General features: G+C 50.8%; 19 protein-coding genes, 1 tRNA gene and 1 pseudogene. 13 read left to right on the plus strand and 8 right to left on the minus strand.

What is annotated here, in order from left to right:
• The first annotated feature begins 14 nt into the window (after positions 1-14).
• Both XMD564_RS01715 and XMD564_RS01720 read left to right on the plus strand, forming a co-directional pair.
• Positions 15-641 (plus strand): TetR/AcrR family transcriptional regulator, encoded by a 627-nt coding sequence (locus tag XMD564_RS01715; RefSeq protein ID WP_173482550.1) that lies wholly within the window; start codon positions 15-17, stop codon positions 639-641.
• Positions 642-798: 157 nt separating this feature from the next.
• Positions 799-1,743, plus strand: a pseudogene (locus tag XMD564_RS01720) (UDP-glucose/GDP-mannose dehydrogenase family protein); the annotation flags it as partial.
• Between the two features lie 24 nt (positions 1,744-1,767).
• Here the strand turns inward: XMD564_RS01720 and XMD564_RS01725 are convergent.
• From XMD564_RS01725 to XMD564_RS01735, 3 genes are all read right to left on the minus strand, one after another.
• On the minus strand, positions 1,768-2,232 hold the full coding sequence (locus XMD564_RS01725) for a cytochrome c (protein WP_173507693.1): 465 nt from the start codon (positions 2,230-2,232) through the stop codon (positions 1,768-1,770).
• A gap of 64 nt (positions 2,233-2,296) precedes the next feature.
• Entirely contained in the window at positions 2,297-2,476 is a 180-nt protein-coding gene (locus tag XMD564_RS01730; protein WP_173507694.1) for a hypothetical protein, read from the minus strand.
• A gap of 68 nt (positions 2,477-2,544) precedes the next feature.
• The gene (locus tag XMD564_RS01735) at positions 2,545-5,229 is read right to left on the minus strand and encodes a bifunctional acetate--CoA ligase family protein/GNAT family N-acetyltransferase (RefSeq protein ID WP_173507695.1); all 2,685 of its coding nucleotides are present in this window, start codon (positions 5,227-5,229) and stop codon (positions 2,545-2,547) included.
• A 113-nt stretch (positions 5,230-5,342) separates the two neighbouring features.
• On the opposite strand from XMD564_RS01735, the gene XMD564_RS01740 reads away from it, so the two are divergent.
• From XMD564_RS01740 to XMD564_RS01750, 3 genes are all read left to right on the plus strand, one after another.
• A complete protein-coding gene (locus tag XMD564_RS01740) occupies positions 5,343-6,272 on the plus strand; it encodes a histone deacetylase family protein (RefSeq protein ID WP_173507696.1) in 930 nt (309 codons plus the stop codon).
• A 268-nt stretch (positions 6,273-6,540) separates the two neighbouring features.
• On the plus strand, positions 6,541-7,008 hold the full coding sequence (locus tag XMD564_RS01745; protein WP_173507697.1) for a hypothetical protein: 468 nt from the start codon (positions 6,541-6,543) through the stop codon (positions 7,006-7,008).
• Positions 7,009-7,103: 95 nt separating this feature from the next.
• On the plus strand, positions 7,104-8,240 hold the full coding sequence (locus XMD564_RS01750) for a histidine kinase dimerization/phospho-acceptor domain-containing protein (RefSeq protein WP_173507698.1): 1,137 nt from the start codon (positions 7,104-7,106) through the stop codon (positions 8,238-8,240).
• Here the strand turns inward: XMD564_RS01750 and XMD564_RS01755 are convergent.
• Genes XMD564_RS01755 through XMD564_RS01765 form a run of 3 tightly spaced genes read right to left on the minus strand, consistent with a single transcriptional unit; the run spans position 8,209 to position 10,932 of the window.
• Positions 8,209-9,498, minus strand: coding sequence for an ISL3-like element ISPpu12 family transposase (locus XMD564_RS01755; RefSeq protein WP_010548535.1), 1,290 nt, complete (start codon positions 9,496-9,498; stop codon positions 8,209-8,211). The two genes, XMD564_RS01750 and XMD564_RS01755, sit on opposite strands and share 32 nt — an antisense overlap.
• Before the next feature lie 21 nt (positions 9,499-9,519).
• Complete coding sequence (lspA, locus tag XMD564_RS01760; RefSeq protein WP_173480186.1) at positions 9,520-10,032, minus strand: signal peptidase II; 513 nt, start codon at positions 10,030-10,032, stop codon at positions 9,520-9,522.
• Positions 10,033-10,035: 3 nt separating this feature from the next.
• Complete coding sequence (locus XMD564_RS01765; protein WP_173507699.1) at positions 10,036-10,932, minus strand: cation transporter; 897 nt, start codon at positions 10,930-10,932, stop codon at positions 10,036-10,038.
• Between the two features lie 95 nt (positions 10,933-11,027).
• Between XMD564_RS01765 and cadR the strand changes: the two genes are divergently transcribed.
• Positions 11,028-11,435: a Cd(II)/Pb(II)-responsive transcriptional regulator gene (gene cadR, locus XMD564_RS01770; protein ID WP_173507700.1), complete on the plus strand. Its 408-nt coding sequence runs from the start codon at positions 11,028-11,030 to the stop codon at positions 11,433-11,435.
• A gap of 323 nt (positions 11,436-11,758) precedes the next feature.
• Here cadR and XMD564_RS01775 read toward each other — a convergent pair whose 3' ends face one another.
• Together XMD564_RS01775 and XMD564_RS01780 are read right to left on the minus strand one after the other, a co-directional pair.
• Positions 11,759-12,925: a DUF6538 domain-containing protein gene (locus XMD564_RS01775; protein WP_173507701.1), complete on the minus strand. Its 1,167-nt coding sequence runs from the start codon at positions 12,923-12,925 to the stop codon at positions 11,759-11,761.
• 110 nt (positions 12,926-13,035) lie between these two features.
• Positions 13,036-13,121: transfer RNA gene (locus XMD564_RS01780), tRNA-Leu, on the minus strand.
• Between the two features lie 109 nt (positions 13,122-13,230).
• Between XMD564_RS01780 and queA the strand changes: the two genes are divergently transcribed.
• The 7 genes from queA to serB all read left to right on the plus strand — a co-directional run bounded on the left by queA (position 13,231) and on the right by serB (position 22,451).
• Positions 13,231-14,265 (plus strand): tRNA preQ1(34) S-adenosylmethionine ribosyltransferase-isomerase QueA, encoded by a 1,035-nt coding sequence (queA, locus tag XMD564_RS01785; protein WP_173488631.1) that lies wholly within the window; start codon positions 13,231-13,233, stop codon positions 14,263-14,265.
• 30 nt (positions 14,266-14,295) lie between these two features.
• Positions 14,296-15,414, plus strand: a complete 1,119-nt coding sequence (gene tgt / locus XMD564_RS01790) for a tRNA guanosine(34) transglycosylase Tgt (RefSeq protein ID WP_173483636.1) — start codon at positions 14,296-14,298, stop codon at positions 15,412-15,414.
• Between the two features lie 42 nt (positions 15,415-15,456).
• Positions 15,457-15,786: a preprotein translocase subunit YajC gene (gene yajC, locus XMD564_RS01795; RefSeq protein ID WP_173480633.1), complete on the plus strand. Its 330-nt coding sequence runs from the start codon at positions 15,457-15,459 to the stop codon at positions 15,784-15,786.
• 70 nt (positions 15,787-15,856) lie between these two features.
• Entirely contained in the window at positions 15,857-17,710 is a 1,854-nt protein-coding gene (gene secD, locus XMD564_RS01800) for a protein translocase subunit SecD (RefSeq protein ID WP_173507702.1), read from the plus strand.
• A gap of 12 nt (positions 17,711-17,722) precedes the next feature.
• Entirely contained in the window at positions 17,723-18,643 is a 921-nt protein-coding gene (gene secF, locus XMD564_RS01805) for a protein translocase subunit SecF (RefSeq protein ID WP_173507703.1), read from the plus strand.
• 78 nt (positions 18,644-18,721) lie between these two features.
• Positions 18,722-21,196 (plus strand): ribonuclease R, encoded by a 2,475-nt coding sequence (rnr, locus tag XMD564_RS01810; protein WP_173507704.1) that lies wholly within the window; start codon positions 18,722-18,724, stop codon positions 21,194-21,196.
• A gap of 43 nt (positions 21,197-21,239) precedes the next feature.
• The gene (serB, locus tag XMD564_RS01815) at positions 21,240-22,451 is read left to right on the plus strand and encodes a phosphoserine phosphatase SerB (protein ID WP_173507705.1); all 1,212 of its coding nucleotides are present in this window, start codon (positions 21,240-21,242) and stop codon (positions 22,449-22,451) included.
• Positions 22,452-22,698: the final 247 nt, after the last annotated feature.

Here is a 22,698-nt window from a genome sequence, read left to right on the forward strand (position 1 = left end):
ATTCGGAAAATAAATTGATTACCAATAGTCGAGTCGGCCGGCCTTTAGATCACTCCAAAGATACAGCGATTCTTGATGCAGCCTGCGCTCTTATGTTCGCTAAGGGGCCAGCTAAGATGTCAATGGAAGCGATAGCTCGGCAAGCAGGTGTGTCGAAAGTAACGCTTTATAAGCGCTTCGCGGACATAGAAACATTAATTGATGCCGTGATACAACAGCTGTCGCAAAGGATAAACGGCACGTTGACAGTGTCACCGAATGACTATAAAGATTGTCACCATGCTTTATCAGAGTTTGGATTATTGCTCCTTAATTTTATCGTCAGTCATGAGCACATGAATCTGATGAGAATGATGGCATCTATCTCCGAGGAGCATACGCAGATACTCCATAATATCTACAGTGGCGGAGTGATGGCCGCGCACCAAGCGTTAAGCGAATGGTTGACGCTGAAACACAAGGAAGGTTTGATCAACTGCGCGGATCCCGACTTCGGAGCAGAGATGTTTCTCAGTATGATTACTGGATTAGATATCGTGCGGGCGTTTCATCGTATACCTCCGCGTAGCGTCGAAGGGGAAACCAGATTACATGTAGAGAAGGTAGTGAGCTCTTTTTTGAAGCTCTGGCAATTGGAATAGATTCTTTGGAAGTAGCGGTATATCACAGCGATATACTATCACTGTCCAGCAGATCAGAAGACCAAGCTCAGAATTGAAAATAGCCCAATTTTGGGTATACGGATTTAATGGTTGATGGGGCACCTTCACCCCATCAACCATTAAATCCGTATACCCTGCAAAAGTTGCTTCGGTGCTGGAGTCTCGTGGCGAGTCGATCGAGTATTTCGTTGTATCCAACCCAGAATTTTTGAAAGAGGGCGCGGCGGTAAGCGACTGCATGCGTCCGGATCGTATCGTTATCGGAACTGACAGCGATTATGTAGAGGGCCGCATGCGTGAGCTTTACGCGCCGTTTAACCGCAACCATGATCGTATGATCTTTATGGATGTGCGCAGCGCTGAGCTGACCAAATATGCGGCAAACTGCATGCTGGCGACCAAAATCAGCTTTATGAACGAGATGTCGAATCTCGCTGAGCGTCTTGGCGCAGACATAGAGAATGTGCGTCGTGGTATTGGCTCCGATGAGCGTATTGGTTACCACTTTATCTACCCAGGTTGTGGTTACGGTGGCTCCTGCTTCCCGAAAGATGTTCAGGCGCTGGTCCGAACCGCTGATGGTATTGAGTACGACGCCCAACTGCTGAAGTCGGTCGAGTCGGTTAACTATAAACAGAAGGAAGTTCTGTTTAACCGTGTTGAGAACTACTTCAAAGGTGATCTGAACGGTAAAACGATCGCGCTCTGGGGATTGTCTTTCAAACCGAATACCGACGATATGCGCGAAGCCTCAAGTCGTGTGTTGATGGAGAAGCTCTGGGCGCAGGGTGCCAAGGTTCGCGCCTTTGATCCCGAGGCAATGGAAGAGACGCAGCGTATCTACGGTGCACGTTCTGACCTCGAGCTGGTAGGCACCAAAGAGGCTGCGCTTCAGGGTGCTGATGTGCTGGTTATCTGTACTGAGTGGAAGGCGTTTCGTGTGCCTGATTTTGAGCTGATCAAATCAGCGCTCAATTACCCTGTAGTGATTGATGGACGGAACATGTATGACCCTGAGGTTGTCGAGCGTGAGGGGCTGGAGTACTACGGTATAGGTCGCGGGCGTAGCATTGCGCATTAAGCCTCGCTTTAGGTCGCAGAGGTTTCAGTCGCGATAATTTCGATGGCATTCAGCGCAATCAAGCTGAATGGCATCGATCGCGGCACGCAGATCCTCAGCGGTCGCGGGTGGATTAGTGCTTAGCGATGAAGTCTTTGATAAAAACGCGTTAAGAATCTGCCCAAACTCAGAACTGCTCGCCCAGATCTCGGGGCCCGCCGCGCCGGCGGGTGCAACCGCTTCAAAGAGCGTCGGAATCGCTTTAGCCGCAGCATCAACTTTTTTTGCCTGTGCTGCTACCTGTTCTGCATTAAAGTGCGCGCCCTTAGCGACATCAATGAGAGGGCGCAGTTCGCGGCGCAGCTGCTCAAACCCCTGCTCACGCAGATTGTGCCATTCCCAATAGCTTTTGCCCTGAGTCTCGCGAACCAGATTCAGATAGCTCCAGCTACCCGCGAGTATCAATACCGCAAGAACAGAAACAAGCGAGATCGCTTTCGTTTTGGTCATTTTGTTTACGCCACTTCTCTAAACAAAGCGTTAGCGAAAGTACCAGTAGAGGTTGAAGAAAAGCTTAACAGGGGTCCGTCTCATTCACCGATTTGGACAGCGCGAGAATATCATTAACCTCGTCGAACAGCTGTTTGGCTGACTCGTTGGTTTCGCAGTGCGGCTCCAGCATTCTCGCTGCATCCTGCAGTGTTATCTCGCCCTGTTTGAGCGAATTTACGACAAATCCGGTGATGTCTTGCATACTGAGCCCTCCTTTTTGAGAAGCTGTAGACACCACTATAGACAAAAATTGTGCAGCGCACAAAAATATTAATCATTCAGTTTCAGCGTAGCGATCTTAAGTCCGGGATCATCCGGATCGCCCTTAATACTGAAACCAAGCTTCATCATAAAGTTAAGCATATGTCGGTTATTGGCGAGAATTTCGCCGAAAATCGACTTAAGTCCGCGATCTCGGGCTATCTCGATTAGGCTGCTCATCAGCTGATAGGCCAGGCCAAGTCCTTCGTAATCCTGGTTGATGACAATCGCAAATTCGCAACTTTCATGATCTGGCGTGGTCGCGTAGCGAGCGACACCGATCTCCACTTCGGTTTCGCCGTTTTTCACCGCGACCAGCGCCATCTCATCCTCGTAGTCGATTTGGGTAAAGCGGACCAGCATCTGTGGCGTGATCTCATGCACCACGCTCATAAATCGAAAGTATTTGGCTTCGCTGGAGAGCTTATCGACGAAATGTTTCTCAATCTCCGCATCTTCAGGGCGAATGGGTCGAATAGTAATCTCTTCACCGTTCTTGAGGGTCGTTTGTTTAATCAGGTTGACCGGGTAGGGGTGGATGGCCAGATGATCGTACGGACGTGACTGCTCAACTTTGCTCACTTTGATTCGTGCATCTACAGCGATTGCGCCCTGATCATCGACAATCAGCGGATTGATATCCATCTCCTCAATACAGGGCATCTCACAGGCGAGGTTGGAGAGGCGCAGAAGAATATCTTCGATCGCCTCAACCTTAGCTGCAGGCAGATGCCGATAGGCGCCGAGCAGTTTAGAGATACGCGTACGGTAGATAAGATCACGCGAGAGCTTTCGGTTGAGGGGCGGTAAAGCGACTTTTACATCATCAAACGCCTCGATAAAGGTGCCACCGGCGCCAAACGTAATCACCGGACCAAAAACCGGATCACGCTTAATGCCGACCATCACTTCACGGGTTCCCGCGCCGCCAATCATTTTCTCGACGGTGACTGAATGCAGCTCAAGATCAGGTGCTCGGTAGCTTACGTGCTCGATCAGTTCGATATAGGCTCGGCGCACTTCGGCTTCATCCACCAGATTAAGGCGCACGCCACCGACGTCAGATTTGTGGGTTAGCGAGGCCGAGAGAATTTTCAGGACAACCGGATAGCCGATCAGTTCTGCATGTTCGACCGCCTCATCAGCGCTGTTTGCAACACCCGCGCGCGCATGAGGTATGTTAAACGCATCCATCACTTGATAGGACTCCGGCTCAGTCAGTGTCTTGCGGCCTGAGTCCATAACTGAGCTTATCAACGCTTGTGCAGTGGCTTTATCGGGGCGCTGAAAACCGCGCTTGAGTTTTCCCGGTACCTGCAGAAGCATGCGCTGTGTACGCTGATACGCGGCTTTGTATGAGAACGCCTCGATACAGCTCTCAAGCGTTTTGAATTGCGGTACCTTGGCCTGATTGAATAGCCTGCGCGCTTCAATAACCTGAGCCCCGCCCATCCAGGAAACCAGCACCGGTTTGCGCGATGCGCGGGCCAGATCGGCGATGACACGAGCGACATCGGTTGGTCGCGTCATAGCCTGCGGGGTCAAAATGACAATGAGTGTGTGCACCTCGGGCGCATCCAAACAGATCTGTACGGCTTCACGGTAGCGGTCCGGAGCAGCGTCGCCGGACAGGTCAATCGGGTTAGATTGCGACCATTCGTTGGGCAAAACCGCATTGAGCTTTTCCAGCGTTTCATCACTTAGCTGAGAGAGTTCAACACCCATATCGGCAGCGCAGTCTGTGGCCATCACGCCCGGGCCGCCGCCATTCGTAATGATGGCGATCGTCTCGCCTTTGGGCAGGGTCTTTGCGCCCGCCAAAATACGTGATGCGGCGAACAGCTGAGTGAGTGTGTTGACGCGCACGACACCCGAGCGTTCGAGTGCAGCGGAAAACACTTCATCGCTACCTACGAGACTCCCCGTATGAGAAAAGGAGGCCTGAGCAGCGCTCTCATGACGACCGGTTTTCAGTACGATGACCGGTTTGATGCGTGCTGCTGCGCGTAACGCACTCATAAAACGTCGGCTCGTGTGGATCCCCTCCATGTAGAGCAGGATGCTTTTGGTGGCACCATCATTGGCCAGATAATCCAGGTAATCGCCAAAGTCGAGATCAGCGTTTATTCCCGTTGAGATCACGGTAGAAAAACCGATACCGTTAAGTTCGGCCCAGTCCAGTATTGCGGTACAGATTGACCCAGATTGCGAGAGCAGGGCGATACTGCCTTTCTCAATCTGGTTGTTGCCGAACGTCAGATTTACCTTAGCTAAGGGACGCACAAAACCCAGACAGTTTGGGCCCATAAGCCGCATTCCGTAATGGCGGACCAACTGCATTACCGCATCTTCACGCTTTTGCCCGGCGAAACCCGCCTCACGAAAACCGGCTGGTAAGATCAGCAGCATCTTGACACCCTGTTCGCCACATTCTCGCACCTGCGCTTCGACCGTATCGACCGAGGAGGTAATCACGGCCAGATCGACCTTTTGTTCGACCTGGGTCAATGAATCGTATGCCTGATGCCCCAGAACCTTGTCAGTCTTTGGGCTAATCGGATAGATTTTTCCTCGAAAACCTGCGTCAATAAGATTACGAAAAACGAAACTCCCCAGAGATTCGCAGGCATCTTCGGCACCGAATATGGCGATTGATTGGGGCGTGAATAGTGCAGAGAGATAATGTTGGCTCATTAGCGATCCTAAAGTGTCAGTAGAGCACCGGCTCTTAATAGCACTTAGTCTAACAAGCTAAATTGATATTTCTCTGACACGGGTCACGAATATAAAAATAGAGTTGAGAAAAGATGACTACTGCACTAATTAGCCATGATGACTGCCTGGCTCACGATACCGGTATAGGCCACCCTGAAAATGCCGGTCGCATCCGCGCAATTAATGACCGTCTTATGCAAACTCAACTTTTTGACTGGCTGGCGCACGTCGATGCACCGCTGGCTACTCGGGAGGCGTTGTTACGCGCTCACACCCCTGAGCATGTCGATAAGGTGTTTAGTCTGTTTCCGCGAGAAGACTCGACCTATCTTGATCCGGACACGGTCGCCTGCCCGCAATCACTGACTGCCGCATTGCGCGCAGCCGGAGCCGTTGTCGAGGGGGTTGATCGCGTAATGCGAGGCGATAATCCCAACGCCTTCTGTTTGGTCAGACCGCCGGGTCACCATGCCGAGTCTGATAAACCGATGGGCTTCTGTTTCTTCAATAACGTAGCCGTTGGTGTGGGTCATCTCTTGAAAAATTATCCGGTAGAACGGATCGCTGTACTGGACTTTGATGTACATCAGGGCAATGGTACCGAGGAGATCTTCCTCGACGACGAGCGCATCATCTTTTGCTCAACCTATCAGCATCCGTTCTACCCACACTCGCCGGTTTATCCCGAAACCTATCGCCAGGTATCAATTCCACTGGATGCGACTGCGAAGAGCGAAGAGTTTCGCGCCGCTGTGACTGATCACTGGCTACCGGCACTGGAGCGCTTTGAACCAGAATTTATCTTTATCTCAGCGGGTTTTGATGCGCACCGAGACGATGATATGTCGTCGGTCAGTCTGACTGATGCTGATTATCAGTGGGTTACAGAGAAGATAATGGCAGTTGCCGAAAAGTATGCGGGTGGACGCGTCGTCTCCTCGCTTGAGGGTGGCTACGAGTACCGATCCCTGGCTCGCTCGGTTGAGAGACATCTGCGTGTCCTGATGGGACAGCAGGGATAAATATAGGAAAAAAGCGCAGAGTAATCAGTGTGCTACAGGGAAATTAAGTTCAGCTTAGTGATTTTAATTTGCGGTGTTGCTAAAAACAGACGTTTATTTTGGCGCCGAATCGTTGATGTAATAAAAATCATTCTATTTTAGTGGAATAGTTTTGCAATTCTGGCGGTACCGGTTAGAGTGTTAAAAAACTAAAACCCGTACGTTTTTGATGCTTAATTTTCTACTTAACTTCAAGCTGTTTTTCGCAGTGCTGGCATTTGGGCTGGTTATGAAGTTTCTTGTGGATGGCGCCGGTGCATTGATCGGGCAGTCGAGCACAGTGGTGGCTAGCCAAACCGCCGTTAAGCCAGCCTCGAGCCCCTCCGTTGCAGATCAACAGGCGGCCATTCTAGCGGGCGCCGATCCAACTCAACTTTTTGAATCAACCGGCGCGGGTGGCGCAAAAGATCTGCCGCAAGCGCAAGTCAGTTGCAGTACCGGCACGCTCGAGATTGAGGACCCCGCCTGGACTGATTTAAACGGGACAGCTTATGTTTCAACCCTGGTTGATAGCGAACGCTATTTTCAAACACTCACCCTTCCACCCACCTTTTTTGTTCAGGATTCGCACCGTCGCGTCACAGCAACGGTTATAGACAAACTACCGAATACCGCCCTAAAAGCGATGGAAGATCAACTCGCAGAACTTAACCTGTGCGAGACGAAATCGACCTATCTGGCTCGCCTTAGCCGCTAATCTGACCTCTCCTTGACTCGGGTCAACCACGCCGCGCTCGTAAGCGTCTATCCTTAAATAATTCAACTCCCGATCTGCTCAAAGGAAGGTGCGCGTTGAAGGAACGTAAGATCGCTCGAAAAATTGTTTGGTGGGCTGTATTCGCAGGGATTCTGGCCTCCCTTTTGGTTTCGGGCGTGCAGTTTTTGCTTGAGTATCAATCCAGGCTGGCGCAGGTTAATGAGAATATACGCGCCGTCGGGGAAACCTTTAAACCCAGTTTGACGCAAAGTCTGTGGTCCTATGACCTGGCTCAGGCAGATCTTCAGATGCAGGCGATGGTTCAACAACCCTTTATCTCAAGTGGTCAACTGATCATAGGAGAGAGTGAGGCTCCGCGCGTTTATGGTGCGGCCAATGAAGAGGAGTTTCTGGAGCAGCGCTTTGAACTCAGCAATGTCGATATTCGTGATCAGTCCGTTTTGGTCGGCACGCTGGTGCTGCGCAGTGATCTGGACCGCGTGCGCGACCAGTTAGCCACTGAAGGGCTGCGCGCGCTGATCGCTAACTCACTGGTTATACTGGTGATTGCAGGGGTTCTCACCCTTATCTTTCAGGTGTTGGTGACGCGGCGTATCTCCACTATGGCCTCTATCTGGGGCGAGGTGACAGAGGATGATCTGCGCGCGGGGAACCTTCATGAACGCATCACTCGACTCTCGCCGAGACACGCACACAAACAGGATGAGATCGACCAGCTCGAGCGCGTTATTGAGCTGCTTTACGGCACAGGCTATCGGGCACTGCAGGAGGCGGAGCAGAAAGAGCACATACTAATTGAGCTAAAGAAGAAAGCTGAATCCGCTAACGTCGCTAAGAGTGAGTTTCTGGCCAATATGAGCCACGAGATTCGCACCCCGATGAACGGCGTGACGGGGATTGCCGACCTGTTATTGCGCTCTAAGCTCTCATCAAATCAGGAGATGCTTGTCCGGCAGCTGCAAAGCAGTGCTAAAAATCTGTTGCAGATTATCAACGATATTCTCGATTTCTCCAAAATTGAAGCCGACGAGTTGGACCTCAATCCAGTCGCTTTTGATCCCGCATCGCTCATTGCGGAAGTGGCTCGCAGCTTTACATCAACAGCCAGCGCGAAAAATATTGGGTATACGGATTTAATGGTTGATGGGGCACCTTCACCCCATCAATCTGATACCACCCTCAGATGGTTGATAGATCGACTCCGTAGTTGAGTTCCTCTGCGAAGTCCGGCAGTCCGTAACCGATGGTTTTCTTGTAGAAAGGAGAGACCTTCGCAGTCGGTGCCTTCTTCTTGTGCTTCGTGGTGTAGAGCATTCGTGCCCGCATCACCTCGAAGGAGTAACCGCGCCCTTCACGGTTCTTGTCCTTGGCCAGTCGGTTGATGGACTCCGTGTAAGCGTTGGTGACGGGCATGTCCGTCTCGAAGTAGGTCATGGTCTCTTCGCGCCAGTTTCCCACTGCCCTGACCAGATCGCTCCAGACTTCCTTTTGGCCCTTCGGGATGGTGGCTATCCACTCGTCCAGGGCGGCTTCTGCCTGGAGCCGTGTGGTGGCGTCCCAGATGCCGTAGAAGCGCTCCTTGTGCTCGTAGGCGGCCAGCAGTTGCGGGAACGCGCCTGTCCAGGTCTCCATGATGAGGCGCTCCCGGTCTGAGACTTCGTGAGCGCGTTTCAGCAGGATTTTCCGGTCTCCCTTGAGAGTCCGGCTCTGGGACGGTTTCAGCTCCTTTCTGAGGCCCTTGCGCACTTTCTCTAGGGCATCGTTGGCCATGCGCACCACATGGAACTTATCGACCACGATACGGGCCTGGGGCAGCACAGCCTTGACCGCTGCCCGGTAGGGGTTCCACATGTCCATGCTGACGATCTCGACCTTCTGCCGGTCTTTCAGCTTCATCAGGTAGTTGGTCACCACGTCCTGGCGGCGGGTGGCCAGCAGGTCGAGCAGGGTTCGCTCCTCAATGTTGGTCAGAATGCAGCGGTAGCGCTTGTTCAGGTATAGCTCGTCAATGCCCAGGATGCGGGGCGTCTCGAAGCGGTGCCAGCGCCCCAGGAACTCGGCGCGGGCGTTGAAGATGTCGCGCACCGTCTTCTCGTCCAGGCCGGTCTGTGCCGCCACAAAGGTGTAGGGGTGGTTGAAGGATTCCTTCTCCACGTACTCATGCAGCCGCAGTGTCATACGGAATCCGTCCACCATCTCCGGTAGCTGGGGCCTGAATGTTGTCTTGCAGGCCCGGCAGGTGTATCGGCGGCGGACCACCCAGAGAGTGACCCGCTTGCCGTGGATGGGCAGATCACGATAGGGAACGTCACGCTTGCCGAACCGTACGAGCTCACCCTGCACGCCGCATTCCTCGCAGGCGATGGGATCGGGCACGTCCACCTGGAAGTGCATTTCGTCGTCGGTTGATTTGCAGCCCAGTACTTGGTATTGCGGCAGGTGAAGGATGTTGTCGGGAAGTTCGGTCATGGTGTTGTATAAGCGTAGGTGTCAGTCAGATCCATCCGGCTCGGCATTGGTGTTTGCTTTTTTACCCAACAAGCTGCTGGAAACGAAAAGTAAGGCACCGAGGACAATTGCAATATCAGCCAGGTTGAAGGCCGGCCAATGCCAGTCTCGCCAATAGAAATCAAAGGAATCCACAACATAGCCGCGAAAGACCCGGTCAATCAGGTTGCCCATGGCGCCACCGAGGATAAGACTGTAAGCGATGGCTTCTCCTTTATGACGATTTTCAAGGATCAGCTTGATCAGAAAAATCGTGACCACTACCGCGATTCCGATAAAAAAGTAGCGCTGCCAGCCTCCACCATTCGCAAAAAGACTGAATGCGGCACCGGTGTTCCATAGGTGCACCCAGTTAAAGAACGGGGTCACCGAAACATACTCGCCATAGGCCATTGATTGCTGCACCAGCCACTTTACAGCCTGATCAGACGCTGCCAGCAGGCCCGATATGGACAATAGGGCATACGGCGAGAGCTTTTTGCCAATAATGAGCATTATTTAACCCTTCAACGCCAAAATGCGTCTGGCACCGTTAAGTACAATGCCCCCCGCGATGGTGCCGATAATCAGATCCGGATAATTGGAACCGGTCCACGCGACCAGGGCGCCGGCGGTGATGACCCCCAGGTTGATCACCACGTCGTTGGCCGAGAATATCCAGCTTGCCTTCATGTGCGCCCCGCCTTCCCGATGTTTGGATATGAGCAGCAGACAACTGGTATTGGCAATCAATGCGACGAATGCGATAGCCATCATCACCAGCGATTCAGGCTCACTACCGAATACAAAGCGTCTCACCACCTCTACGAGCACGCCCACAGCCAAGATCAGTTGCAGTACACCAGCAAGATGCGCGGCACGTACCTGCATTTTCACGCTATGTCCAACCGCATAAAGGGCAAGCCCGTACACCGCCACATCGGCAAAATTGTCCAGGGATTCTCCAATCAGGCCGGTGGACCGGGCGATCAGACCGGCAGTCATTTCCACCACGAACAGAAGTGCATTGATGCCGAGCAACCAGCGCAGGGTCCCGGATTCTTGCTTAGCAGAAGCTGCCGAAAACTCGGCGGCCTTGATGGTCTCCAGATTTGCAGCGACGGTTTCCTGAAGCGAGGCGCCTAGCCCCAAGGTCTTCAGTTTCGAGGTGACGGGCTCGACCTCGCCGTCATGCACGACCTTCAGCCGGCGGTTCGACAAGTCGAAGGACAGCGCCCGAATCTCCTCAAAGCCGTTCAGGGCTAGGCGAATCATTCGTTCTTCTGATGGACAGTCCATCTTCGGCACGGCATAAACACTGACCCATCTCCCTGGCGCCTCGGAGGAGGCCTGTATATCGGTATCCGCTGCGGACGTTGCATCACCGCCACAGGCGCCACCACAGGATTTGCTCATGATACGACTCCACTTGAACAATGTTGTGGTACCATTTAAAACTATAAAGCTACTATAAGGTCAATAGAGTAAAGAATCCGTTGGGGAGGAGGCTGATGCGCATTGGTCAGTTGGCGCAGTTGGTAGGGGTCGAAACACAGACGATCCGCTTCTATGAACAGCAGGGCTTGTTGCCGCCGCCTGATCGGCAGGACAACGGTTACCGTGTCTATACCGAGAAGCATGGTGAGGGGGTGGCCTTCATCCGTCGCTGCAGAATCCTGGGCCTGTCACTGGCTGAGATTCACGAACTACAGAGCTATCAGGACGACCCTCATCAGCCTTGTACCGCCGTCAACACCTTGCTCGATGATCACATCTCTCATGTGCGGTCGCAGATAACCGCTCTGCAAGCGCTTGAGAAACAACTCGTTTCACTGAGAGCGAGTTGCAACGATGACCGGGAAGTTGAGGCGTGTGGGGTTCTTGCTGGAATTAGCGAAGGAAACATGCACCAGCAGTAGGTGAAGCATCAACCAGATAATCCGATGAGATGCCGGTCTGTCTCACTCTCATGCAAAGGTAAGATCAACCATTTAATCCGCTTACCCTAAATTTTAATGGGAACTTATTGTGCTCGAATCCACACTTCCACCCCGGCGTCGCTACACGCCAGAAATGAAGCTTGAGATAGTCCAGGAAGCTATTCCGGGAACTTTGCCCTTCCGCTTGACAAGCGTCATGTCCGCTTCAGGGAAAATACCTTCGATCTTTACATTGGATTAACGTCAGGAATGTGCGCTTAGCCGCCATCTCCCGGTCCGAGGTAGATGACGCCTTAGTGCCGTTAGTCGTTATCATTAACGCGCATAGCTCTGGTCATCCAGTTGTGCAAGGCATTAAGTGGATAGCCATTACCATAGCCTTGCCCAACACTTTGAACACTCCAGCCACCTAGTTGGTCTATAAGTTCTGAAGGTGCATCTGATGCTCTCAATCTATCTCTAAAACTGTGGCGTAGTCCGTGAATAACGGCGTCCTTTCCTGCAATTATTTTTATCCACTTGTTCAAAGCGGCGCTTGCAGAGTTTGTTTTACATTCATTTTGGTTTGCATATCTTGGGAAGCAAAACTCATTTAGGGGGCTCTCTAGGAGTCGTTTAGCAGCCCACAATGAAGACCTTACGAGAGGAATAACTCTAGCGCTTGCAGAGGTCTTTAAGGGCCTGTGTGAGTGCTTTTGGATTATGATATGCGGTGTTTCTGTTTCAAGGATAATATCCGTTCTAAGAAGCCCTACAGCCTCTCCTAGGCGTATACCTGTGTCACTGATGAGAGCTATGAGATGTCTTAGGTCATCATCTAAAACCATGCATTCCTGTTGAATCTTTTGGATGCTATTTAATGGAATAGGTAGGCGTTTTTGCTTCTCACTATCATTAGCAAGGTAAACACCTTGGAAGGCGTTATTACACTCAAGTCCAAGCTCATTAATTGCAAAAGACACAACAGCTTTAATACACGCGAAATTACGCTGAATGGAACTCATTTGAGACCCACGATCAAGCAGCCAGTCTCTTAGTTTTGATGCGTCTGCTGTTGTGTATTGGTCTAAGCGGCGAATTCCCAAACATTCCTTCAGGTAGCCAATAGCTCTCTTGGTGTGGCTAAAGAAATACTTTCCTTTGCTCCGTCCTTTAATTGAAAGGTAAGTCTCCATAGCTTCATCTATTGTAGGAAGAGTGGAGTCCAGATTCGTGGTTGCTTGAGATGTCAGTAGGTGAGCTGCAGGCACGTTCATCTCCTTTAAACGCAGACCTAGCCAGTAGTCATCTAAGCGAGATGAAAGCAGTTTAGATGCTGTTGCTGCTCGTTTAGAGGATTTGGTACGAAGGCTCTGAACAATCCTTGAAGACTTGTAGTGATGTCTAAGATCGCTAGGAACAGCTCTAGAAAAATAATAGATAGAGTCTTTAACGAAGGTGTACGAAGGATGCTTTTGTGTATACGCCATTGTCTACTCCTGGGACGCGGATCATGAGGATTCGCAAGGAAAACAATGGGATACCTTAAGGGATCTCAAGGTTTCTAAAGTGTCTCTCTGTAATCTATACCAAAATTAAATGGTACCGATGGTCGGACTCGAACCGACACGCTTTATAGGCAACGGATTTTGAATCCGTCGTGTCTACCAATTCCACCACACCGGCAGAGAGTGTGGCGCATTATAAGCGGGTTTCAGAATAGGTCAATCTTCTGTGACGTTTTTAAGTAGATTTTGTTAATATTTGCGCCCCGCAATTTTAACGCTCGGTATCTATGAAGCTTAGTGATTTTGATTTTGATCTGCCTGAAGAGTTGATCGCACACTTCCCGTTAGAACAACGTACCGCCAGTCGCCTGTTGCAGGTCGATGGGAATACGGGTGAACGTGTGCATGGCTCGTTTGGCGACATTCTCGATCTGGTCGAACCTGGTGATCTGATGGTCTTTAACGATACTCGGGTCATTCCGGCACGTCTGTTTGGGCAGAAGGAGAGTGGCGGTAAGGTTGAGTTGTTGGTAGAGCGTGTCATCGGTGAGAAGCGTGCCCTTGTCCATCTGCGTGCCAGTCGTACTCCAAAAGAGGGCGCTAAACTGCAGTTCGAAGGGGGTATAAACGCAGAGGTCGTAGGTCGTGAAAATGGCCTGTTCGATCTGCAGTTTGATATTGACGAGTCGATCATTGAAGCGCTAGAGCGTGTTGGCCACATGCCATTGCCGCCATATATCAAACGTGAGGACCAACTCTCTGACCGTGAACGTTATCAGACTGTTTACAACAAAAAGCCAGGGGCTGTCGCAGCGCCAACTGCTGGTCTGCACTTTGATGATGAGTTGATCGCTAAGTTAGAAGCCAAAGGTGTAGAGCGTGCGTTTGTCACTCTGCATGTCGGCGCGGGTACCTTTCGTCCGGTTAAGGTGGATAACATTAAGACCCATGAGATGCATGCCGAGTACATCGAGGTCGATCAATCGGTATGTGATGCGGTAAACGCGGCCAAGGCTAGAGGTAATCGAGTCATTGCGGTGGGCACGACCAGTGTGCGCTCGCTTGAATCAGCAGCCCAATCAGGGCGTATTGAGCCAACCTTTGGCGATACGCAGATCTTTATCTACCCAGGCTATCAATACAAAGTGGTGGATGCTCTGGTCACCAATTTCCACCTTCCGGAGTCGACACTGTTGATGTTGGTCTCTGCGTTTGCGGGGTATGAAACGACCATGGCGGCTTATGAAGAGGCCGTTGAGCAGAAATATCGATTTTTTAGTTACGGTGATGCGATGTTCTTAACGCGCAACACCCAAGGTTAAGCAGGAAAGTAGATGAGCCGTCACTGTTTTATGAAATTTGAGACGATTACGAGCGAAGGTAAAGCGCGTCGTGGTCGTTTGACCTTCCCGCGTGGTGAGGTCGAAACCCCTGCATTTATGCCTGTGGGTACCTATGGAACCGTCAAGGGCATGCTGCCGCGTGATGTCGAGGCGACAGGTGCTCATATCTTATTGGGTAATACATTCCACCTGATGTTACGTCCTGGTACCGATCTGATCGAACTTCATGGCGATCTTCACGACTTTATGCAGTGGGATAAACCGATACTGACTGACTCAGGCGGCTTCCAGGTATTTAGCCTAGGTAAAATGCGCAAGATCACAGAAGAGGGCGTCTCTTTTCAATCGCCTGTGAATGGTGACAAGGTCTTTGTCAGCCCCGAAGTCTCGATGGAAGTACAGCGCAAGCTAGGGTCTGACATCGTTATGATTTTTGATGAGTGTACACCTTACCCTGCCACTGAGCAGGAGGCGGCTGACTCTATGCGTCTCTCTCTGCGATGGGCACAGCGATCTAAAGATGCGCACGGTGACAGTCCCTCGGCGTTGTTCGGTATTGTGCAGGGTGGTATGTATGAACACCTGCGTGATGAATCTCTAGAGGGGCTCACCAATATTGGCTTTGACGGCTATGCCATTGGTGGTCTGTCGGTGGGTGAGCCTAAGCATGAGATGATCAAAGTGTTGGATCATTTGGCTCATAAGATGCCGGAAGATAAGCCACGTTATCTGATGGGTGTGGGCAAGCCTGAAGATTTGGTGGAAGGGGTGCGTCGTGGGGTTGATATGTTCGATTGTGTCATGCCAACTCGAAATGCACGAAACGGCTTTTTATTTACCCGTGAAGGGGTTGTAAAAATCCGTAACTCGTCCCATAAAACAGATATTGGACCAGTGGATGCGGAGTGCGGTTGTTACACCTGTCAGAACTTCAGTCGATCTTACCTGCACCACCTTGATAAGTGTGGCGAGATTCTGGGCTCGCAGTTGAATACGATTCACAACTTGCACTACTACCAAGACTTGATGGCAGGTTTGCGTGGAGCCCTTGAACAGGGTACATTGACCGCCTTCGTAGATGAGTTCTACCGTCGACGTGGCATGGAAACGCCAGCGTTGGCTGAATGACTTAAATAAACTTATATAAATGATGTTACAGGAGTGCTTTTAATGAGCTTCTTTATTTCACCTGCTTACGCTGAAGGTGCAGCTGGTGCTACCGATCCAGGTATGTTTAACCTTATTTTCCTACTGGGTTTCGGTTTGATCTTCTACTTCTTCATGTGGCGCCCACAAGCAAAACGTCAGAAGGAGCATAAAGCACTGGTATCTGGTCTTGCTAAAGGTGATGAAGTGATCACCGCTGGCGGTATCATCGGTAAGGTTGTTCGTGTGTCTGACGACTACATTGCACTTGAAGTATCAGAAGGTGTTGAGCTTAAGTTCCAGAAGACTCACGTTGCGTCTGAACTGCCAAAAGGCACTATTAAAGGTATTTAATCGACCTTGCTTACAGCGCTGTTACTGAACGGTAACGGCGCTTTTCTGTTTTTAAAAGGATGGGCCTGTAATGCTCAATCGTTTTCCTCTTTGGAAAAGCTTGATGATTGTTGTGACACTTTTGTTCGCAGCTATCTACGCTATGCCAAACCTCTACCCTGACGACTTTGCGGTTCAAGTGTCGGGTTCCAAACAAGATTTTAAAGTGGATGATCGCACTCTTGCTCGCGTGACGGCTGCTCTGGATAACAACCAGATCGAGTACAAATCGCTTGAAGCAGAAGAGGGTAAAGGTCTGATCCGCTTTGCCGATGGTGATGCTCAGCTACGTGGCCGTGAAGTGATCGGCCGTATCCTGGGTGAAAATTACACCGTAGCTTTAAACCTAGCACCCACGACACCTAGCTGGCTGACAGACATCGGTGCCGGCCCAATGAAACTGGGTCTGGACCTTCGAGGTGGTGTCCACTTCCTGCTAGAAGTGGATATGGTGACTGCCGTCTCTCAGCGTCTTGAAGTGTACGTCAGTGAGATCAAATCTAACCTGCGTAAAGAGCGTCTGCGTTACCGTCAGGTAGAGACTCTGGATGATGGTACGCTAGCGGTTCGCTTTGCCGATGCTGCTACGCGTGATGAGGCCTCTTCGCTACTCAGAAAGAGCTACCAGGAGTTTTTGATCACTGATCTGGATGAAGAGGACTACTCGAGCCTGCAGATCTCTTTGAGTGAGCAGACACTGCGTGATATTGAAGATTATGCCGTTAAGCAGAACCTGACAACGCTGCGTAACCGTGTCAACGAACTGGGTGTGGCTGAGCCGCTGGTACAGCGCCAAGGTCGTAACCGTATCGTGGTTCAGTTGCCGGGTATTCAGGATGCGGCCGCCGCTAAACGTATCATTGGTAAAACCGCTAACCTTGAGTTCCGTCTAGAAGCAAAACCTGACACCTCTCGTGCGCTGACTGAGACCTACTCATTCCGTTCAGATGAGAACCGTAAAGCGAACCTTGAACGTGATGTCATCATTACCGGCTCTAGCGTCTCTAATGCGCAGTCGAACTTCGATGAGAACGGCATGCCTCAGGTATCAATCAGCCTTGATTCCAAAGGGGGACAGCTGATGAACCGCACGACGCGTGATGCTATTCAACGTCGCATGGCGGTTCTGTTTGTCGAGTTTAAAGCGCGTATGGTGACTGAGACGGTTGATGGTCAGCAGGTTGAAAAACGTGTGCCATACGTTGAGAAGAAGATCATCTCCCTTGCAACGATTCAGAGTGCGTTGGGCTCTAGTTTCCGTATTACCGGTCTAGATAACCCGCAAGAAGCGTCTGAGTTGGCGCTGTTGCTACGCGCTGGTGCACTAGCAGCACCTATCTACTTCGTCGAAGAGCGTACCGTAGGTCCATCGATGGGTGCTGAAAACATCGAGCTTGGTTTGACGTCCGTTCAAATCGGTTTCGCTGTGGTGATGCTCTTTATGCTGGCTTACTACCGTGTATTTGGTTTAATCGCCAACATTGCATTGACACTTAACCTGGTGATGCTGGTGTCGGTTATGTCGATTCTATCGGCCACTCTGACCCTGCCGGGTATCGCGGGTATTGTTTTGACCGTCGGTATGGCGGTAGATGCCAACGTGCTGATCTTTGAGCGCATCAAAGAGGAGCTTAAGGTCGGTATGCCGGTGCAATCAGCGATTCACTCCGGTTTTGCACGTGCCTTCACAACGATTTTGGATGCCAACGTCACGACATTGATCGCAGCGTTGATCCTATTTGCGATGGGTACGGGACCAGTGAAAGGGTTCGCGATTACGCTGTCAGTCGGTATTTTGACCTCAATGTTTACAGCCATCCTTGTGACTCGCCTGATGGTGAATCTGGTGTATGGCGGCAAACAACTTAAGTCGATCAAGCTGTAAGGAGGTCTAGAGATGTCAGAAGTTCACAAACTCTATAATTTCATGGGCCTACGTAAGGTCTTTGGTATCTTCTCGATCGTTTTGATGATCGCTTCAGTCGCGACATTAGCGGTTAACGGTCTTCGCTTTGGTCTCGACTTCACAGGCGGTAGCTTGGTTGAAGTGGGTTATGAAGAGTCAGCGGATCTGAACCTTATTCGTCAGCAGCTGTCGACGGCGGGTTATCAAGATGCCGTTGTGCAAAACTTTGGGTCCAGTACCGATGTGTTAATCCGCTTGGGTGAGACGCACGACCCTAAGTTAGGTGACAAAGTAGTTGAGGCGCTAAAAGCCGATGGTTCTGCTGTCGAGTTGCGTCGTAACGAGTATGTCGGTGCACAGGTCGGTGAAGAGCTTCGCGAGCAGGGTGGCTTAGGCATGCTGCTGGCGCTAGCGATGATCATGGTCTACCTAGCGTTCCGTTTCCAATTCAAGTTCTCTCTTGGTGCTGTATTGGCCTTGGTTCACGATGTGACCATCGTGCTCGGCTTCTTCTCGATCATGCAGTTGGATTTCGATCTAACGGTCTTGGCGGCGGTGCTTGCGGTGATCGGTTACTCGTTGAACGATACGATTGTTGTCTATGACCGTATCCGTGAAAACTTCCGCATCATGCGTAAAGGTGGTCCGATCGAGATAATGAACAGCTCGCTGTCACAGACGTTGAGCCGTACATTGGTGACCTCTTTAACCACAGCGCTCGTATTGGTTGCGCTGTTGGTCTTCGGTGGTGAGACCATCCGTGGCTTTGCCATTGCGCTGCTTGCGGGCGTTGTGATTGGTACCTACTCTTCAATCTATGTCGCAGCGAATCTGCTGTTGGCACTCAAGATTACGAAAGAGGATCTGATTCCTCCGCCTAAAGAAGAGTCAGAAATAGACGAAATGCCCTAATGTTAAAGCCGGCTCTTGATGCCGGCTTTTTTATTTCAGGTTAATATGACTGAAACACTATTATGGATTGGATGATTAATGAGTAAACAGTGGCGCGATAACGACCCCAACGCACAGGAAGAGGCGGGTAAATACGACCGACCTGTGCCCAGTCGAGACTACATTATTGAGTTTCTTCGAAAGTGGGGGGCTCCTATAAGCCATGCGCACCTTTGTGCAGAGCTAAAGCTCAGTCATCCTGATGATATTGAAGCGGTGCGTCGTCGTTTGATCGCAATGTGCCGTGATGGGCAGTTGATATCGGATCGTCGCAATCAATTCGGTTTGATTGAGAAGATGGATCTGATACCTGGTCGTGTCATTGGTCACCGAGATGGCTTCGGCTTTGTTAAGCCCGATGCGGGTGGTGATGATCTGTTTATCAGTGCTCGCCAGATGAAACAGTTATTTGATGGCGACCGTGTTCTTGTTCAAGAGATCGGCTCTGATCATCGTGGCCGTCCAGAAGGCAAAGTTATCGAGCTGCTAGAACGCCCTTTGAAAAAGGTGGTGGGACGCTTTGATGGGGAGAATGGCTTCGGTTCACTGATTCCAGAGAACCAGCGTATTACCAACCAGATTGTGGTGATGCCTGATCCTGATAAAGATCTTAAATATGAAGATGGTCAACTGATTGTTGTTGAGTTGGTTCAACAACCGGATAAGCGCCACCCCGCGCGCGCCAAAGTGGTTGAAGTACTGGGTGATCACTTGGCGCCGGGAATGGAGATTCAAGTTGCCATTCATAACCACGACATTCCCAATGAGTGGAATGCCGGCGTTCATCAAGAGATCGGTGATTTAACTCCGGAAGTTCGGGAAGAGGACAAGACCAATCGTGTTGATCTGCGTGATCTTCCGTTTGTCACGATTGATGGTGAAGATGCACGCGACTTTGATGATGCTGTCTATGCTGAGAAGAAGCGTATGGGCGGCTGGCGCCTATGGGTAGCGATTGCCGATGTCTCTTACTACGTTAAACCGAACAGCGAGCTGGATAAAGAGGCGGTTAAACGCGGTAACTCGGTCTACTTTCCAGAGTATGTTGTGCCGATGCTGCCTGAGCTGTTATCCAACGGACTCTGCTCGCTGAATCCCAACGTTGATCGTTTGGCGATGGTCTGTAAGCTCAATATTAAACGAGACGGTTCAATCGGTGATGCGGAGTTTTTTGAAGGAATCATTAACTCAAAAGCCCGTCTGACCTACACCAAAGTGGGTGCTATGTTGGATCGAGATGATGATTCGGCTGACGCTGAGTTGTGGCGTGATCAATATAAACAGGTGTTACCTCACCTACAGACGCTTCATGGGTTGTTCCACCGGCTTCGCGAAGCGCGCGATGATCGTGGAGCTATCGATTTCGACACCACCGAAACACGCATTGTATTTAGTGATGAGCGTAAGATTCAGAACATAGTACCCGTGACACGTAATGATGCGCATAAGCTCATCGAAGAGTGTATGTTGGCCGCCAATGTGGCAACGGCAAAGTTCTTAGCGAAGCGTAAAAAGCCTGCTATTTACCGCATCCATGACGGCCCTAAAGAGCAGCGTCTGGAAAACCTGCGTGCCTTTTTAGGAGAGTTGGGTCTGGCGCTACCGGGTGGTGATTCACCGGAGCCTAAGGACTATCTAAAACTGGCGTCAGCGATCGAAAATCGCCCAGATCGACACATTATCCAAACCATGATGCTTCGCTCTATGCAGCAGGCTGTTTATAGCCCAGATAACCATGGCCACTTCGGTTTGGCGTATGAGGAGTACACTCACTTTACCTCACCGATTCGACGTTACCCTGATCTTCTTGTCCACCGGATGATTCGATCAGCGATTCACGAAGATAAGAAGATTAAAGGAGCCGCGAGACCGGATGGTTTTGTACGCAACCCTAGCTTTGTCATGAACTACAGTGCAGAGCAGATGCTGCAATTCGGTGAACACTGCTCGATGACTGAGCGTCGTGCCGATGAGGCGACACGTGACGTGATCTCTTGGCTGAAGTGTGAGTACATGCAGAGCCAGATTGGTGAAGAGTTCACTGGCGTTGTCTCTGCGGTAACAGGCTTTGGTGTGTTTGTTGAGTTGGACGATCTTTTTGTCGATGGTCTCGTTCATATCACCAGTCTACCAAGTGATTACTACCAGTTCGAAGCGGGCAAGCAGCGTTTGATCGGCGAACGTACAAGACGCGTCTTTAAGCTAGGCGATCGATTAGGCGTGCGCGTTGCACAGGTCAATCTGGATGAGCGCAAGATTGATTTCGAACTGCTCGATTCAGAGAAAAATAAACCGACGAAAAAACCATCAGTCCGAGAGCGTTTGGCCATGGGGCTGTTTGATCAGAAAGGTAAGGGCGGTGCTAAATCAGGTGCGCGCGGAAAGGGTTCAGGCTCTGGGCGTTCAAGCGGTGGTCGTTCAGGCGGCGGCTCTGGTGAAAAGTTTGGCGGTAAGACAGCCAGCAAAAGCCGTGGAGCAAAAAAGAGCGGCGCGTCTAAGCGCAAGCGCTCTTAACTGGGTATAATCGCATACAGCTTTCTTTGACTCGAGTAAGAGAATGAACGAACTGATTTTGTTGACCTTGTCTGGTTCCGATAAACCGGGCGTCACCGCGGGTATTACTACGATTTTGGCTAAATACGATGTTGAGGTTCTAGACATCGGTCAAGCAGTCATTCACAACACCCTATCCCTAGGTTTACTGTTAAAAGTACCTCATGAGGCTGAATCTTCACCGCTGCTGCGTGATCTGCTGTTCAAAGCGCACGAGATGAACATGGTGCCGCGCTTTGAACCGGTCACTCTAGAAGAGTACCAAAGCTGGGTCGGTGCACAGGGTAAGTCACGTCATATCATCACTCTGCTAGCGCGACGCATTTCGGCTGAGCATATCGCCAAAGTAACTGAGGTGGCTGCGCGCTACGATCTTAATATCGATAACATCTCACGCCTATCTGGCCGTGTCTCAATTGATGAGGTTGAAGAGGAAAGCAGCAAGGCCTGTGTCGAGTTCTCTGTACGTGATATGTCTGCGGATGAAGCTGAAGTGCGAGCGACTCTGCTAACTTTGGCATCAGAGCTGGGTGTGGATATCGCCTTCCAGCGTGACGACATCTATCGTCGTAACCGCCGTCTGGTGGTGTTCGATATGGACTCGACACTGATTGAAGCGGAAGTGATCGATGAACTGGCCAAAGAGGCCGGTGTCGGTGAACAAGTCTCAGAGATTACCGAAGCAGCTATGCGCGGTGAGATCGACTTCAATGAGAGCTTTAAGCGTCGTGTGGCTCTTCTGGAAGGGTTGGATGAGTCGGTCCTTGAAGGCATCGCTCAGCGCCTGAAAATGACCGAAGGTGCCGAGCAGCTAATGTCGCAGCTTAAACGCACGGGGTATAAGACCGCGATCCTTTCAGGTGGCTTTACCTACTTTGCCAAGTTCCTGCAGAAGCGTTTAGGTTTTGATTACATTCACGCCAATGAGCTCGACATCCAAGATGGCAAAGTGACCGGTAAAGTGGTCGGTACGGTAGTCAATGGTGAGCGTAAAGCAGAACTGCTGCGTGAGATTGCCGCCAAAGAGGGTGTCTCTCTAGAACAGACCATCGCAGTGGGGGATGGTGCAAACGACCTGCCAATGCTCTCTATCGCTGGCTTAGGCATTGCCTTTAGAGCCAAACCTCTAGTGCGTGAGAATGCTAAACAGTCGATCAGTACCCTAGGTCTAGATGGCATTCTATACTTGATTGGTTTCCGCGATCGGGATGTGTGATTGAGCGTCTGAATCAAAAAACCTCGCTTCGGCGAGGTTTTTTGTTGGAGCGTTCATAATTAAGTATCACAGAGTCAGCAAATCGCCTCATCTTCGATAAGGCTCCAACAAAGCATACGGTCATTAGTGTTTAGTTTTAACTGTTGGAGCGTCCTTGAAAAGGTCGCGATCAATACCTAGAAAATCGCCTCATCTGCGATAAGGCTCCAACAATGCTAAAGTCATTAGTGTTTAGTTTTAACTGTTG

It is taken from the genome of Marinobacterium sp. xm-d-564 (assembly GCF_013283345.1).
Taxonomy (GTDB): domain Bacteria; phylum Pseudomonadota; class Gammaproteobacteria; order Pseudomonadales; family Balneatricaceae; genus Marinobacterium_E.